The sequence below is a fragment of the Streptomyces sp. NPDC044719 genome, from assembly GCF_056433405.1.
On sequence record NZ_JBWKHE010000003.1, the window covers coordinates 273,954 to 289,114 of the forward strand.

Genomic DNA, 15,161 nt, shown 5'->3' on the forward strand with positions numbered 1-15,161 from the left:
TCAGCTGACCGCACCAGGAAGGACCTTCACCAGCAATGACCGACGAGAACACTCCCGTCACCACGCCCGAGGGTGACGCTCTGGCGATGCGCGTCGAGCCCGTCGGGCTCGAGACGGAGATGCAGCGCTCCTACCTCGACTACGCGATGTCCGTCATCGTCTCGCGTGCCCTCCCGGACGTCCGCGACGGCCTCAAGCCCGTCCACCGCCGTGTGCTGTACGCCATGTACGACGGCGGCTACCGCCCCGAGCGCGGCTTCTACAAGTGCGCCCGCGTCGTCGGCGACGTCATGGGCAACTACCACCCGCACGGCGACTCCTCGATCTACGACGCGCTCGTGCGCCTCGCCCAGCCCTGGTCGATGCGCATGCCGCTCGTCGACTCCAACGGCAACTTCGGCTCTCCGGGCAACGACCCGGCGGCGGCCATGCGCTACACCGAGTGCAAGATGGCGCCGCTGTCGATGGAGATGGTCCGTGACATCGACGAGGAGACCGTCGACTTCACGGACAACTACGACGGCCGCTCCCAGGAGCCGACCGTCCTGCCGGCCCGCTTCCCGAACCTGCTGATCAACGGCTCGGCCGGTATCGCGGTCGGTATGGCGACCAACATCCCGCCGCACAACCTCCGCGAGGTCGCGGCCGGCGCCCAGTGGTGCCTGGAGAACCCCGAGGCCTCCCACGAGGAGCTCCTGGACGCGCTGATCGAGCGCATCAAGGGCCCCGACTTCCCGACCGGCGCGCTCGTCGTGGGCCGCAAGGGCATCGAGGAGGCGTACCGCACGGGCCGCGGCTCCATCACCATGCGCGCGGTCATCGAGGTCGAGGAGATCCAGAACCGCCAGTGCCTGGTGGTCACGGAGCTGCCGTACCAGGTCAACCCGGACAACCTCGCGCAGAAGATCGCCGACCTGGTGAAGGACGGCAAGATCGGCGGCATCGCGGACGTCCGTGACGAGACGTCGTCGCGCACGGGCCAGCGCCTGGTCATCGTGCTGAAGCGGGACGCGGTCGCCAAGGTCGTCCTGAACAACCTGTACAAGCACACCGACCTGCAGACGAACTTCGGCGCCAACATGCTGGCGCTGGTGGACGGCGTGCCGCGCACGCTCTCGCTCGACGCGTTCATCCGCCACTGGGTGACGCACCAGATCGAGGTCATCGTCCGCCGTACGCGCTTCCGGCTGCGCAAGGCCGAGGAGCGGGCGCACATCCTGCGCGGTCTGCTGAAGGCCCTGGACGCCATCGACGAGGTCATCGCGCTGATCCGGCGCAGTGACACCGTCGAGATCGCGCGCCACGGCCTGATGGAGCTCCTGGAGATCGACGAGATCCAGGCCAACGCCATCCTCGAGATGCAGCTGCGCCGACTGGCCGCCCTGGAGCGCCAGAAGATCGTCCAGGAGCACGACGAGCTCCAGGCGAAGATCACGGAGTACAACGAGATCCTCGCCAGCCCGGTCCGCCAGCGCGGGATCGTCAGCGAGGAGCTGGCCGCGATCGTCGAGAAGTACGGCGACGACCGCCAGACGAAGCTGATCCCGTACGAGGGCGACATGTCCATCGAGGACCTGATCGCCGAGGAGGACATCGTCGTCACGGTCACCCGGGGCGGCTACATCAAGCGCACCAAGACCGACGACTACCGGGCCCAGAAGCGCGGCGGCAAGGGCGTGCGCGGCACGAAGCTCAAGGAAGACGACATCGTCGACCACTTCTTCGTGTCCACCACGCACCACTGGCTGCTGTTCTTCACCAACAAGGGACGCGTCTACCGCGTCAAGGGCTACGAGTTGCCCGACGCCGGCCGGGACGCGCGGGGTCAGCACGTCGCGAACCTGCTCGCCTTCCAGCCGGACGAGGCGATCGCCGAGATCCTGGCGATCCGCGACTACGAGGCGGTTCCCTACCTCGTCCTCGCCACCAAGGCCGGACTGGTGAAGAAGACGCCTCTGAAGGATTACGATTCGCCCCGTTCCGGCGGTGTGATCGCCATCAACCTCCGTGAGCAGGAGGACGGTTCGGACGATGAACTGATCGGAGCCGAGCTGGTCTCGTCGGACGACGATCTGCTTCTGATCAGCAAGAAGGCCCAATCGATCAGGTTCACCGCGTCGGACGAAACTCTGCGACCCATGGGCCGTGCCACCTCGGGTGTCAAGGGCATGAGCTTCCGCGAGAGTGACGAGCTGCTCTCGATGAATGTTGTTCGACCCGGTACGTTCGTGTTCACTGCCACAGACGGCGGGTACGCGAAGCGGACCAACGTCGACGAGTACCGCGTCCAGGGTCGCGGCGGCCTCGGCATCAAGGCCGCCAAGATCGTCGAGGACCGTGGCTCCCTCGTCGGCGCGCTGGTGGTCGAGGAGACCGACGAGATCCTCGCCATCACGCTGTCGGGCGGTGTGATTCGTACGCGAGTCAACGAGATCAGGGAAACCGGCCGTGACACCATGGGCGTCCAACTGATCAATCTGGGCAAGCGCGATGCCGTGGTCGGCATCGCTCGCAACGCCGAGGCGGGACGCGAGGCGGAAGAGGTCGACGGCGACATCGTCGTCGACGAGACCGCCGAGGGTGCCGAGACCACCGGCACGGACGAGGGTGAGGCGCCCTCCTCCGAGTAGCACGAGGAGTGAGTCAGCGTGAGCGGAGCCACGGGCGCCGGACCGAGCGGTACCTCGAGGGGTACGGACACGGACGACGGCGGCCGTGGCTCCGCCGCGCGTGCGGCGGACCCGCACACGACCAACCTGAAGGCGGTCAAGCCGGCCGCCCAGGACGACTCGCCCTCGCCTGACACGCATGGATCCCAGGGGGGAACTGTGACGGACACCCGAGGTCCGCAGACCCAGCAGCACAGCGCTGGAGCGGGCCCGGCCGCATCCGGCGCCCAGCCACAACCGCAGCCGCAGCCCAAGGGGGCCGCGCCGGAGCAGGGCACCGCCGTGCAGACGGCCTCACCCCTGCCGGGGGAACGGCAGGCACAGCAGCAGGCCGGGCCGTACCACCCGCCGCAGGCCTATCCGGCGCAGCAGGCCCCGGCCGGCGCCGGTGCTTCGGCCGGGGCCGCACGCCGCCCGCGCACGGGAGCGCGCACCGTGCCCCGCGTCCGCAAGGCGCGGCTGCGGGTGTCGAAGGCCGACCCCTGGTCGGTGATGAAGGTCAGCTTCCTGCTCTCCATCGCGCTGGGCATCTGCACGATCGTCGCGTCCGCGGTGCTGTGGATGGTCATGGACGCGATGGGCGTCTTCTCGACGGTCGGCGGCACGATCTCGGAGGCGACCGGCTCGAACGAGTCGAACGGCTTCGACCTGCAGGCCTTCCTGTCGCTGCCCAACGTCCTGATGTTCACATCGGTCATCGCGGTCATCGACGTCGTCCTGGCGACGGCCCTCGCGACCCTCGGCGCGTTCATCTACAACCTCTCCGCGGGCTTCGTCGGCGGTGTGGAGCTGACGCTCGCCGAGGACGAGTGACACGACCCTCTGACATGGATTGACGTTGTCCCGACAACCGATTTTGGGACTGCCCATGTCGTGCGCTAATCTTCAGGAGTCAGCGCGCGGGACACACCCCGCACAGCGCGGCGGGGCTATAGCTCAGTTGGTTAGAGCGCATCCCTGATAAGGATGAGGCCACAGGTTCAAATCCTGTTAGCCCCACCAGCGAAAAGAGCACCCCCTCACATGAGGGGGTGCTCTTTGACATTTACGCTCGACATCAGCCGATGAGTGGATCTTCCAAGCCCGTCCATGGTCATGCTGATCTGGCTGTGTCGGAGGATCGCCTGGGCGACCTTGGGGTGCACCATCAGGAAAGCGAGCAGGGTCCCGCAGGTGTGCCTCGTAGAGTGGTCTGATGTTCGATCAGCTGGAGATCAAGGTGCTGCCGCGGGGACCGAGGTGGGGTGCTCAACTGCGGTTCTGGATCAACGGCGAAGACCTGGTTGAAGAGGCAGTCGACAGGGGTGGGCGCGGACCGTTCGCGGCTGAAGTGCTGCCTGCCGACCAGCCCAGCCTGCTGCGGGCCACCAGCGAGGCGCGCCGCTTGGAACTGGGAGAGCCCGAGTGCACCGGCGGCTGCTGCGGTTTCCTGTCCGTGGTCGTGCAGCGGTTCGCTGGGATCGTGCAGTGGTCGGACTGGCAGGTTCCCTTCGCCCCTACTCCTCCGCCGTTGGAGTTTCACTTCGAGGCGAGCCAGTACGACGCCGAAGTGGCTCGCGTCGAGGCAGACCGGTCGTGGCAGGCCCACACGTAGGCCAACATGGCACGGCCCGTCAGCGGACAGCTGATCTGTCAAGAGGATGCCGGTTGGCTGACATCAGCGGCTGACATCAACAGGCGCGGACAGCGCCGACCGGCGTCGTATGGCATGGACGCTCAGCCGAGGACACCGGGCAGTTCGCTGACGTTGCCGACTTAGCCCCACCAGCATGAAAAACCCCTGACCCGTAGCGGTTGGGGGTTTTCTGCGTCATCAGGCAGGGGCGGGCCGGACATGAGGAAGCCCGGCGGCTCTGTCGAGCTGCCGGGCCTGTACGCAGGGTCGCCGTTCGGATGGGATGGTCCGGGGGTTTCAGCGCTGCAGGGGAGCCAGGTAGTCCGCCATGGGGTCCGACTCCGCGTCGGCGTCCGCGAGCGGGCGGTGGCGGCAGCGGGGGGTCTTGCCGTGGGCCTCGGCCCGGATGCGCTGTTTCATCGTGGGGGGCAGGGCTTTCGCCAGGGACACGGGAGACGTCGCCGATGCCGTCCGCTGTCGCGGGATGCGCTCGCTGTTGCGCTCCGGCTCGGTCTGCGCTACCGCCGGGGCGGCGGTCCTGGTGACGAATCCGAGCGTCGTGCACAGCGCCAGGAAGGCGGTGACGATGGCGGTCCACAGCTTCATGACCTTGTTCCGGGCCATGGCCCCTCACTTTCGGGTCGGGCGATTTGCGTACTTTCCTCATGATGTGTATGAGGGTCGCGAAGTGGTGGACCGACGCCCCTGGCGCGGCGATGTTCCGATGAACACCACTCGGATGGACGCAAGAGGGGCGAAAATGTGAGGAGAGAGGAGAAGAGCACCAAAGTAACCGTCCGTCGGGGTGTGATCACCCTCCGATCGGAGCGGTGAACTCCGCTTCTATCCCGGTTCCCGGGACGGGAGTTGAGGTCCGACTCAGGTCACCGATCGGTATCGGTCGGTGTGTATAGTCGGGCGCCAGAGGTCCCCTACGTCAACGAAAGACGAGGTCGCGCGGTGAAGAAGCTTCTCCTGGTCGCACTGGCCGCCATCGGCGGGCTCCTCGTGTACCGCCAGATCCAGGCGGATCGCGCCGAGCAGGATCTGTGGACGGAGGCGACTGACTCCGTGCCCACGGGTTCGTGAGTCACGACATCCCAAACCGAGCACACCCCGGCCGCCTCGCGGTCGGGGTTTTGTGTGTCCTGGGGCCGGCCGTACGGGCAGGATGGGCCACGGCTCGCGGATTTTCATGGTGAGGGGTGGCGCGTGAGGGGACGGTGTCGTACGGCGCGGGGGCGTGCGGGCGCGTGGCGCGGTGGTCCGTCGGTGGCCGTGGGCCTGGGGGTCGTGGGGGTGGTGCTGGGAGCGACGGCTGCCGTGGCGCCGGCCCCGGCCGCCCTGGCCGCCGCCGGGGCCTCCGGGGCGGCCGTGACGCCGAGCCCGTACGCCTTCGCCGACGGTGCCCCGAGCATCGAGGGAGCGAGGAGCACCGCGGACGCCGAGATCCTGAAGCTCGGCACGGCCTACAAGAGCTCGCTCCCGAGCAGCGGCAAGGTCAGCTACAGCATCGAACTCGACGCCGCGTCGAACGCCTATGTGTCCGTCACCGCCGCCCCCTCCCCCGACAGCACCGTCTCCGTCATCGACGGGCTGAGGGTGTCCATGCAGGACGCCGAGGGCAATTCCTGCTCCGTCGACACCGCGAGCTTCGGGGCCGCCCGCAGTCCGCACCCGATCGCGGCGTGGGCCATGCGGGAGGTCTCGCCCACCAAGCCCCTGTGCCGGAAGGCCGGCACCTATTACGTGTCCGTCGAGCGGGTCGACCCGCAGGGTGAGGGCTCCTCGCCGGACGCCTGGGACCTGGAGCTCCTCGCCACGACGGAGCCGCGGACGGCGAAAGCCGGGCCGACCGGCGCGCCCGAGGCGTGGAACTCCGCCTCGCCCCAGCCGCTCCAGGGGGAGGCCGAGCGCCGCCGTGGCGGTGCGGGATTCGCCGGGGCGACCCCCCTCGACCAGGGCGTCTGGCGGGACGACATCCGGCCCGGCCAGACGGTCTTCTACGAGGTGCCGGTCGACTGGGGCCGGCAGCTCCACGTCACCGCCGAGCTGGGCAGCACGGACTCCGGCGGCACCGGCTACACGTCCGGCGCCCTGGATCTGGCCCTCTACAACCCCGCCCGCGGTCACGTCGCCGATGCGAGTGTCGGCTACGACGGCGACCAGAAGTCCGGCAGCCTGCCTCCGCTGCCGCCGGTCGACCACGCCAATCGCAACGCCGCCACGGCCCAGGTCAGCGCCATGCGCTTCGCCGGCTCCTATTACCTCGTCGCACACCTCGCGGAGAGCGTCGCCGACAGCTTCGGGGACGGGCCGTTCGCGATGACCCTGCGCGTCCGGGTGAGCGGAGCGGCGAAGAGCGGGCCCGAGTACGTGGGGGAGTCCGAGCCCGCGGGCGTCTTCGAGGTCTCGGACCAGGAGCGCGAGGCGGCGGCGGACGGTGTGGCCGGGAGTGACGACACCGCGATGAGGGCGGTCGCCGTCGGCGGGATCGGCACCGGGAGCGCGCTGCTGGTGGGGCTCGGGGTGTGGACCGTGGTGGCTCGGCGGAGGAGCGCCGTCTAGCGCCGTCTAGCGCCGGCTGGGCCTGCGACGCCGGGACTGATGCCCGCGCGGGCTCAGATGCGGGTCAGGGCCCAGAAGCCGACGGCGTAGCAGGCCAGGGCGAGCAGCAGGAGCGGGACCGCCACCTTGGCCGGAGGGCCGGGGCGGCGGCGCGGCCGTTCCGCGCGATGCCGTGAAGCCGCCCGGCCGGGCGGTGGGGCCTGTGGGGCCTGTGGGGCCTGGGACGGGTTCTGGGTGGTGTACGAGGCTGTGGAGGCGTCGGCGCGGTGGTGCTGCGCCGCAGGGGGCAGAGGCTGACCGGGGTGGCCCGCGTGGCTGGAGTACGCCGGGGGGAGTGGCTGGGAGGTGTGCGAGGCGTGCAGCCGGTGCGTGGGGTCGTAGGGGGAGACAGGGGGCTCGGGGGTCTCCGGCTGGTGCGCGGTCTGCGCCTGCGCGTCGTGGGGCAGGCCGCCGGGCGTGGGGGAGAAGGTGCCGGTGCTCTGCGGAGGCGGCAGATGGAAGCTGCCGGTGTCCGACATGGAGTTCGGCTGAGGCTGGGCGGGGGTGGCCGGGGCGCCCGGCGGGTCGGTGTCCTGGCGAGGGCCGGGCGGGCCGTGCACGGCCTCTGGGCCCGGGGACCAGGCATCGCCGTTGTCGTCGCTGTTCCTGCGGCCCGCGGCTTCGGCGCGCTGCCAGGAGCCCGTTCCTTTCGGAGCCTGGGCGGCCCGCTGTGACGGTGCCTCGTCCGTTCCCGAGCCGGACGGCTCTTCCCTCCGGCTCAGCCCCCGCGCTCTCTCCAGCGGGCCCTCGGGGACGAACCCCGGGGGAAGCGGGCCGAGTTGGTCGAAGATCTCGATCAGCTCGTCGTCCGGGCCGGGCTCCGGGAGGAGCTCCGCGGCGGCGGCCAGCGCCTTGCGCGCCCCCGTGGCCGTACGGAACCGTGCCTGCGGGTCCGGCTGCAGCAGCGTGGCCACCACCTGCCACAACGGCTCCGGAATGCCCTTGGGCGCACCGGGCGTCCCGTGCTCGGCGAAGTACTGGATGAGCGCCTTGCTGTCCGGCTTGGCCCCCTCCAGCAGATAGAGCGCGACCAGTCCTACGGCGAACAGGTCGGCGGGGAAGTCGGGTTCGGCGCCCATCAGCTGCTCGGGCGCGAGATAGCCGGGCGTTCCCACGACGAGGTTGGTCTCCGTCAGGCGTGGCTCGCCCAGCCGCATCGCGATGCCGAAGTCGGACAGCCGCAGTCGCGGCCGGCCGGTCCCGGTGGCCTCCAGCAGCACGTTGGCCGGTTTGACGTCACGGTGCACGACGTCCTCCGCGTGCACCGCGGCCAGCCCCGCCAGCAGCTGGTCGAGCAGGGTGCAGACGAAGGCCGGCGGGAGAGGGCCGTAGTCCCCGACGAGATGGACCAGGGAACCGCCCGCCACCAGGTCCATGGTGAACAGGACCTTGTCGTCGTCGGCTGCCCAGCTGGAGGGGGCGAGCACATGGGGGTGGTCGATCCGCAGGGCCTGTTCGCGTACGAAGCGCAGCAGTGAGTGCGCGTCGCTCTGGAGCAGCACCTTGGCGGCCACGTAGCGACGGCGGCGGTGGTCCCAGGCGCGCCAGACGGCACCGACCCCTCCGCGCCCGATCGGGTCGACCAGTTCGTACCGGCCGGCGAAGACCTCACCCATGGCTGTACGTCGCTCCTCCCCCTGCGGCTTCCCCCCTTGCTTCCCCCTCGACGAGCGCTACGACTCCTCGATGAGTGGTACGACTCCCCCGTTGTTGAGCGTTATGGCTCCCCCCGTTGAGCGGGAGCACCCGCTCGCGCCGGCTGGTCCCCCGTGCGTGACACGCCCCCGCGTGTCCGCCCGTGCCGTGCGCTGTCCCCCGTGACGCCGGTCAGCGTCCGTCCCCCGTCAGATCACTCCGTTCCGGCTGCCGAACCCCCTTCGGCTGCCGGGGTTGTGATCAGCTCTGGTGGGACTGGTAGTGCGCGACCGCGTCCGAGGTGCGGCCGGCCCCGTACACCCGGAGGAACTCTGCCAGTTCCGGGTGGGTCGGGGCGAGGGTCTCCGCGGCCTCGATGATGTCGCCCGCCGCCGCGACCGAGCGCAGCAGCGACTGGATCTCCCGGACCACGCGCTTGACCGTGGGCGCTCCCGAACTGGTCGTCGTCTGCGTGGTGTTGCTCAGCACCGAGCCCCCCTGTGACTTCTTGATCTCCTCCATGCGCTCAGTGGCCTCGGCCGCGCTCACGCTGCCGTCCGCGACCTGCCCCGCCAGGTCCTGCAGCAGCTGCACGCGCTGCACGACGGCCGGGTTGCCGATCTTCGCCCGCTGTCCGCTCATCAGCTGCGACAGCATCGGTGCGGACAGTCCCAGAACCCCCGCGAGACGAGCCTGGTTGAGACCAAGATCGTCGATGAGCCTACGGAAGAGCGCCCCCAACGGCTCCCCGTACCAGTTCCGCTGCAGTTCCCGCGCTCTTGCGGTGGCTTCCTGCTGTGCGGCGTCCATTGCGTCTCCCCATCGCTTCCCCATGTACGGCGGTTCGCGGTAGCGAACCACGCCGAGCATCTTACGGAGAGTGGTCGGCGACGGGGACCCCCAATCCTTTTGCGGAATCACGGGGGTGACCCGGTACTCTGGTCTCCGACGCCCGCCGGGACATGCTTCGTCCGGGCGGATGTCCCCTTCCGGGGCCTTAGCTCAGTTGGTAGAGCGCTGTCTTTGCATGGCAGATGTCAGGGGTTCGACTCCCCTAGGCTCCACCTCATCGGACCCCTCTGATCTGCGGAAACGCGGCCAGAGGGGTCTTTCTTGTTCCGCCCGGCGCATCGGGTCAGACGGTGCTCACGGGTTCGGCCTCGTTCACGTCGTACGTGCCGAGGTGACGGTTGAAGACGACCCAGGAGATGGAGGTCGCGAGGCCGCAGGACGCGATGACCAGGGCCGTGGTGGGACTCAGGAACTGGGAGACGGTGCCGCCCACGATCGCGCCGACGGGTTCGAAGCCCAGCGTCGTGAAGCGCATCGCGGAGGTGACCTGGCCGATCATGTGCGTCGGCGTCACCATCTGCTTGATCGTCTCGCTCATGACCAGGTTCACGACGATGGCGAAGCTCCACAGGAACATACCGGCGGCCACGGCGACGAACCGCAGGAGGGAGGAGTCCAGCAGTTCGGAGCCGGGGACGAGGAAGGCGCCCACGGTGGGCACGACCAGGGACAGGACATAGAGCAGCCGGGTCCGCACCTTGCTCATGAACGAGGAGGCGGCCGTCGCGGAGAGCACCCCGCCGAGACCGCCGGCGGCGCTCGCGAGGCCGACGAGGAGGGGGCTGAAGCCCAACTCCTTGACCACATAGAAGGTGTAGACGGCGAAGAACATCGCGGTGAAGAAGTTGAAGTGGGCCGCGGAGACGATCACCGGTCGCAGCACGGGGTGAGAGAAGGCCCAGGTGAAGCCGGTCAGGGCGCCCTTGACGGTCTCCTGCTCCTCCGCGCTCTCCTGCTCGGCGGCCTCGTCCGCGGCGGTCTGGTCCGCGGCGGTCTGGTCCGCGGCGGTCTCGTGCCCGGTGTTCTCCGCCCCCTTCTTCGTGCTGCCTCCGGACCCGAGCAGCAGCACCGTGCTCGCGACATAGCTGCAGACATCGGCGACCAGGGCCAGGGGCGCGCCCAGTGCCTGGACCAGGAGTCCTCCCAGGCCGGGTCCCGCCACCTCACTGACCGCCGTGCTGCCCTCCATATACGAGTTGATCTTGGGGAGTTGGCGGCGGTCGAAGGTGAGCACCATGTGCGACGACAGCGCGGAGTCGTACAGGAGGGTGAGGGCGCCGACCAGGAAGACGGTCGTGAAGAGCAGGGGGATGCTCAGCAGGTCCAGCGCGTAGGCCATCGGGATCATGCCGATCAGCAGCAGGCGCAGGATGTTCGCCGTCACCATGACCGACCTGCGCGGATAGCGGTCGGCGGTCATGCCCACCCACAGCCCCAGGAGCAGCACGGCCAGCGACTCGGCACTGCCGAGCAGGCCCATCTCGAACGCGGAGGCGTCGAGGGTTCCCAGGGCGAGCAGCGGGATGATGACCACGCTGGCCTGGGTACCGAACAGGGACACGGTCTGGGCGGTCCACAGATTTCTGAAACCGCGGTCTTTGAGCACGTCGGACTCCTGGCGGCACGCCGGTAGATCTGATGAGAACGGTGGTGGACGTCACCGCACGGCCCGCCTGTGGCGGCCAGAGCCGTGCGGGGATCAACAACCGGCCGCCGGAGGCTCGTTGGGGCGGGCCGTCGTCCGTGAGCGGCCGCTACTTGGCCGTGCCGAAGTGTACGGCGATGGAGTAGCGCACCCAGGACCGTGAGTGGATTTCGCACACGCTGTGGTGGTATCCGGGGTTGATCCGCAGGAGCGCCACGCGTCCCTGCTCGGGCTGCGTGGCCAGGGCGGCGCCGCTGGGAGCCTCCACCACGAGTTCACCGCCGTCGCCCGCGGCCCAGCCGGGGGAGAGGAAGAAGACGAGGCCGAAGCGCCGGTCGTCGAAGGTGTCGGAGTGACGGCGCAGATAGTGGCCGGTCTCGTACTTGGCGATGTCGGCCGAGCGGAAGGACACCCGCTCGCCGAAAGCATCCGAGAACGACTCGGCCACCTCGGCGCTCTTGAGCGCGGAGATGAAGGCGCGGATGCCCAGGGCGGTCCGGGGGATGTCGCGCAGACAGCCGCTGCGGGAGAAACGCCGCTCCGGAGGAGCCTCGGCGAATTCCTCCTCGCCGCACGGCTTCACGTTGTCATCGGGGGTGAGCAGCCAGTGCTCCGTGGCCCAGGTCGGCAAGGCGGCCAGCTCGGAGACGAGGGGGTCCGTCATGTCCGCAGGCATCAGGGGCAGGCTGGTGGCAGGAGCGTCACTGCCCGGCCGCAGCCGGCCGAGTGCTTCCGCCACGGGGGCCGCGGTCAGCTTGCCGATCGTCTTGCCGTGGAAGGCGATCGCGGCGTCCCTGCTCATGTGGTCCATGACGGAAGCGGTCTGCGCCGAGTCCTGCATCTTGCCTCTCCTTCGGTCGGTAGGGGGCCACGCCAAGGGATCAGCGGACCCTGGTCACCCGGTTCTCGTCCCACACCGGTTCCTGCGTCTGCACCACCTCGCCGTCGGAGCGGAAGAGGAGGTAGCGGTTGAAGGAGCTCGCGAGCCAGCGGTCGTGGGTGACCACGACGACCGTGCCGTTGAACTCCTCGATGGCCTGCTGCAGTGCCTCGGCCGAGACCAGGTCGAGGTTGTCCGTCGGTTCGTCGAGCAGGAGCAGCGTCGCGCCACCGAGTTCCAGGAGCAGGATCTGGAACCGGGCCTGCTGTCCTCCGGACAGCGTTTCGAAGCGCTGGTCCGCCGCGGCCGCCAGCTCGTACCGGGAGAGCATGCCCGCGGCGGCCCCGCGGTCCAGGCCCTCGCGGATGCCTTCACCGCGGCCCATGATCTCCACGAGCGTCTTGCCCACCCACTCCGGGTGCTGGTGGGTCTGGGTGAAGAAGCCGGGCACGACCCGTGCGCCCAGCCGCCAGGAGCCCGAGTGCTCCACGTCGAGGCCGGCCAGCAGCTTCAGCAGGTGGCTCTTGCCGGAGCCGTTCGACCCCAGCACCGCGACCCGGTCTCCCAGGTAGATCTCCAGGTCGAACGGTTTCATGAGGCCGGTCAGTTCCAGCTGGTCACAGGTGATGACGCGGGTTCCGGTACGGCCTCCCGTCAGCCGGGGGACCACGCGCTGCTCGCGGGGCAGCTCGGGCGGGCGGCCGGCCTCCTCGTACTTGCGCAGCCGGGTCTGGGCGGCGCGGTAGCGGGGCGCCATCGCGGCGCTGATCTTCGCCTGCTCGCCGAGGGTGTGCACCAGGTCCTTGAGCCGCTCGTGCTCCTCGTCCCACCGGCGGTGCAGCTCGGCCAGCCGTTCGCGCCGGGCCTGGCGGGCTTCCTTCCATCCGGTGAAGGAGCCGCCGTGCACCCAGGTGGTGCGGCCTTCGAGAGCGACGACCTTCGTGGCGACGTTGCCCAGCAGGGCCCGGTCGTGGCTGACCAGCAGCACGGCCTTGTCGGTGGTCCGCAGCTGCTCCTCCAGCCACCGCTTGCCCGGGACGTCCAGGTAGTTGTCCGGCTCGTCGAGGATGAGCACCTGCTCGCGCCCGCGCAGCAGCGCCTCCAGGACGAGGCGCTTCTGCTCGCCGCCGGAGAGGGTGTTGACGTCGCGGAAGCGGGCGCGGTCGAAGGGCATGCCGAGCGCCGCGGTGGTCACCACGTCCCACAGGACTTCGATCTCGTAGCCGCCGGCCTCGCCCCAGGTGCTCAGTGCCTCGGCGTAGCGCATCTGCGTGGCCTCGTCATCGCGTTCCATCAGCTCGAGTTCGAGGGCGTCGACATCCGCGGCGGCCGTGGCGATCCGCTCGGGGGCGGCGGCCAGCAGCAGATCGCGCACGGTCGAGTCATCACGCACCGAACCGATGAACTGCGGCATCATCGCCAGGCCGCCCTGGACGTGGACGGTGCCCGCACGCGGCTTGAGCCGCTTCCCCGCGACGTTGACCAGGGTGCTCTTCCCCGCGCCGTTGTGGCCGATCAGCGCCGCGACCTCTCCGGCTCCCACGGAGAAGCTGACGTCTTCGAACAGTGTCCGGCCGTCGGCGAGATTGCAGCGGACACTGTTGAATTCAAGGAATCCCATGATTCTGAGCTTCGTTCTCTCGCTTTGGAAGATGCGTTGCGTGCGGCGCGGAATTTAACGCTCCGGTTTTAGGTGGTCGGCCCAAAGGGACAACTTCCCCTGCTGGGTGGCCCTTCAATCCTCCGCATCAATCCCCCCGCAGCACGACGTCAAAGGCGTTCTGGCGTTTCACGGATCCTGCCTGGCCAGATCCGCGAACACAAGGGGAAGAAATGTCCGTGTTGCGGACATTGAGGATGCTTTACGATGAAAAATAAATCTGGATGAGAGACGCTTGACAAGCGCCTATCAGAATGGTGAAGCTTCCTGACGTCAGAGCAATTCGGTTCCGCTGCACATGAGGAGCGACAGTGAACGAGAACGTTGCTGAGTCCGCAATTCAGGTTGCCTCGCAGGAGCAGGATGACATCTTCTTTATCGAGGAGATGGACGTGGCCGACGCCGCTCAGGTGATGGTCCACCGCTGTTGACAGTGTGAGCGGGAGTGCGGCCCCGGTGAAACGGGGTCGCACTCCCGCTCCGTGCATCCCTGAGTGGTATCCGCTCCCTGCCTCGAGGATGTGTTCGCGCGCTATGCGTGTATGGCTGAACCCGGCCTGGCAACTGGAATCGGCCGACGGCACGGTGACGTTCCAGGGCGAGAAGAAGAAATACGTCCTCGATGACGGCGAGGGAACCGTCAGCCGGCTGCTGGAAGCCCTCGGCGGCGGCTGTGAGAACGCAGCCCTCGAAGCGCTGACGCGCCGTGATCCCGAATGCGCGGGCCTCGTCAGAGCCCTGCGGAAACGCGGTCTTCTCATCGAGTCGCCATCGGGACCCGCGGGCGACGACAGCGTCCATGCCCGGCAGTGGGGGCATCTGGCCCTCTACTCACACCGCCCTGACGAGGCACAACGCCGCATCTGCGGGGCCAAGGTCATGGTCATGGGCGTCGGCGGCACCGGCAGCGTGATCCTCCAGCACCTCATCGGAGCCGGCGTCAGGCGCTTCGTCCTGGTCGATTCCGACAAGGTTCAGCTGAACAACCTGAACCGCCAGTTCACCTTCCCCAGGGCAGCCGTGGGCGAACCCAAACTGGACGCGGCCCGCACCTATATCCGTGACCGAGTGCCGGACGCCGACATCTCGCTCGTCGACCGGTTCGTCGGATCGGCAGCGGAAATCGGCGAAGTCCTGGAAACGCATGCGGACGTCGATGTCATCGCCGTCTGCATCGACCAGCCGATCGGCAGTATCTCCGATGCGGTGGCCGAAGCTGCGTGGGGCCGGAATATACCGTCTATCTTCGGCGGTGTGGGCATGCAGAAGGGCTTCTACGGGCCGCTCTTCGCCCCGGGGAGATCGGCCGTGACTCCCGAGCAGCTCTCCTTTTCGGTGGGTGCCGGTGCCACACTGGATAATGATGCCGGGAATCTCCGGAGCACGCGCTATTCCTTCGGCCCCAACAACACCATTATCGGTGCCTGGATGGCCGCTGCGATCATTCATCACCTCGCGGGCATCACCGAGCTCGTCGAATACGACGCACGAAAAATCATCGACTTCGAAACTGGTCATATCATCGCCCAGGCCTGATAAGCGGGCGCTCGGCATGCTGTGGTGAAGGCTTTGAGCGGCTGTACCTCGCCCTAGCGATA

At 68.6% G+C, this 15,161-nt stretch carries 12 protein-coding genes and 2 tRNA genes; 8 read left to right on the forward strand and 6 right to left on the reverse strand.

The genetic code is table 11. The features are described from left to right. Nucleotides 1-35: 35 nt before the first annotated feature. The 4 genes from gyrA (at nt 36) to AC07DF_RS12795 (ending at nt 4,263) form a co-directional block, all read left to right on the forward strand. Nucleotides 36-2,630 (forward strand): DNA gyrase subunit A, encoded by a 2,595-nt coding sequence (gyrA, locus tag AC07DF_RS12780; protein ID WP_478969906.1) that lies wholly within the window; start codon nt 36-38, stop codon nt 2,628-2,630. Between the two features lie 18 nt (nt 2,631-2,648). Then, entirely contained in the window at nt 2,649-3,482 is an 834-nt protein-coding gene (locus tag AC07DF_RS12785) for a DUF3566 domain-containing protein (protein ID WP_478969908.1), read from the forward strand. Between the two features lie 112 nt (nt 3,483-3,594). Continuing rightward, a tRNA-Ile gene (locus AC07DF_RS12790) sits at nt 3,595-3,671 on the forward strand. A gap of 193 nt (nt 3,672-3,864) precedes the next feature. Continuing rightward, nucleotides 3,865-4,263, forward strand: coding sequence for a hypothetical protein (locus AC07DF_RS12795; RefSeq protein WP_478969910.1), 399 nt, complete (start codon nt 3,865-3,867; stop codon nt 4,261-4,263). A 318-nt stretch (nt 4,264-4,581) separates the two neighbouring features. On the opposite strand, the gene AC07DF_RS12800 is transcribed toward AC07DF_RS12795, so the two are convergent. Further along, nucleotides 4,582-4,908 (reverse strand): DUF6344 domain-containing protein, encoded by a 327-nt coding sequence (locus AC07DF_RS12800; protein WP_478969912.1) that lies wholly within the window; start codon nt 4,906-4,908, stop codon nt 4,582-4,584. Nucleotides 4,909-5,244: 336 nt separating this feature from the next. On the opposite strand from AC07DF_RS12800, the gene AC07DF_RS12805 reads away from it, so the two are divergent. Continuing rightward, nucleotides 5,245-5,373 carry a DLW-39 family protein gene (locus AC07DF_RS12805; protein WP_003999697.1) on the forward strand — a complete coding sequence of 43 codons (129 nt, stop codon included), beginning with the start codon at nt 5,245-5,247 and terminating at the stop codon, nt 5,371-5,373. Between the two features lie 183 nt (nt 5,374-5,556). Beyond that, entirely contained in the window at nt 5,557-6,852 is a 1,296-nt protein-coding gene (locus AC07DF_RS12810; RefSeq protein ID WP_478969914.1) for a hypothetical protein, read from the forward strand. Between the two features lie 53 nt (nt 6,853-6,905). On the opposite strand, the gene AC07DF_RS12815 is transcribed toward AC07DF_RS12810, so the two are convergent. Further along, nucleotides 6,906-8,507, reverse strand: coding sequence for a serine/threonine-protein kinase (locus AC07DF_RS12815; protein ID WP_478969915.1), 1,602 nt, complete (start codon nt 8,505-8,507; stop codon nt 6,906-6,908). A 280-nt stretch (nt 8,508-8,787) separates the two neighbouring features. After that, nucleotides 8,788-9,336, reverse strand: a complete 549-nt coding sequence (locus AC07DF_RS12820; protein ID WP_189727172.1) for a helix-turn-helix domain-containing protein — start codon at nt 9,334-9,336, stop codon at nt 8,788-8,790. A 181-nt stretch (nt 9,337-9,517) separates the two neighbouring features. Between AC07DF_RS12820 and AC07DF_RS12825 the strand changes: the two genes are divergently transcribed. Then, a tRNA-Ala gene (locus tag AC07DF_RS12825) sits at nt 9,518-9,590 on the forward strand. Between the two features lie 71 nt (nt 9,591-9,661). Here AC07DF_RS12825 and AC07DF_RS12830 read toward each other — a convergent pair. The 3 genes from AC07DF_RS12830 to AC07DF_RS12840 form a co-directional block, all read right to left on the reverse strand. Beyond that, complete coding sequence (locus AC07DF_RS12830; protein ID WP_478969918.1) at nt 9,662-10,984, reverse strand: MFS transporter; 1,323 nt, start codon at nt 10,982-10,984, stop codon at nt 9,662-9,664. Between the two features lie 148 nt (nt 10,985-11,132). Beyond that, nucleotides 11,133-11,864, reverse strand: coding sequence for a 2OG-Fe(II) oxygenase (locus AC07DF_RS12835; RefSeq protein WP_478969920.1), 732 nt, complete (start codon nt 11,862-11,864; stop codon nt 11,133-11,135). Between the two features lie 40 nt (nt 11,865-11,904). Beyond that, complete coding sequence (locus AC07DF_RS12840) at nt 11,905-13,524, reverse strand: ABC-F family ATP-binding cassette domain-containing protein (protein WP_478969922.1); 1,620 nt, start codon at nt 13,522-13,524, stop codon at nt 11,905-11,907. 573 nt (nt 13,525-14,097) lie between these two features. Between AC07DF_RS12840 and AC07DF_RS12845 the strand changes: the two genes are divergently transcribed. Further along, on the forward strand, nt 14,098-15,099 hold the full coding sequence (locus tag AC07DF_RS12845) for a HesA/MoeB/ThiF family protein (protein ID WP_478969924.1): 1,002 nt from the start codon (nt 14,098-14,100) through the stop codon (nt 15,097-15,099). The last annotated feature ends 62 nt before the right edge of the window (nt 15,100-15,161 follow it).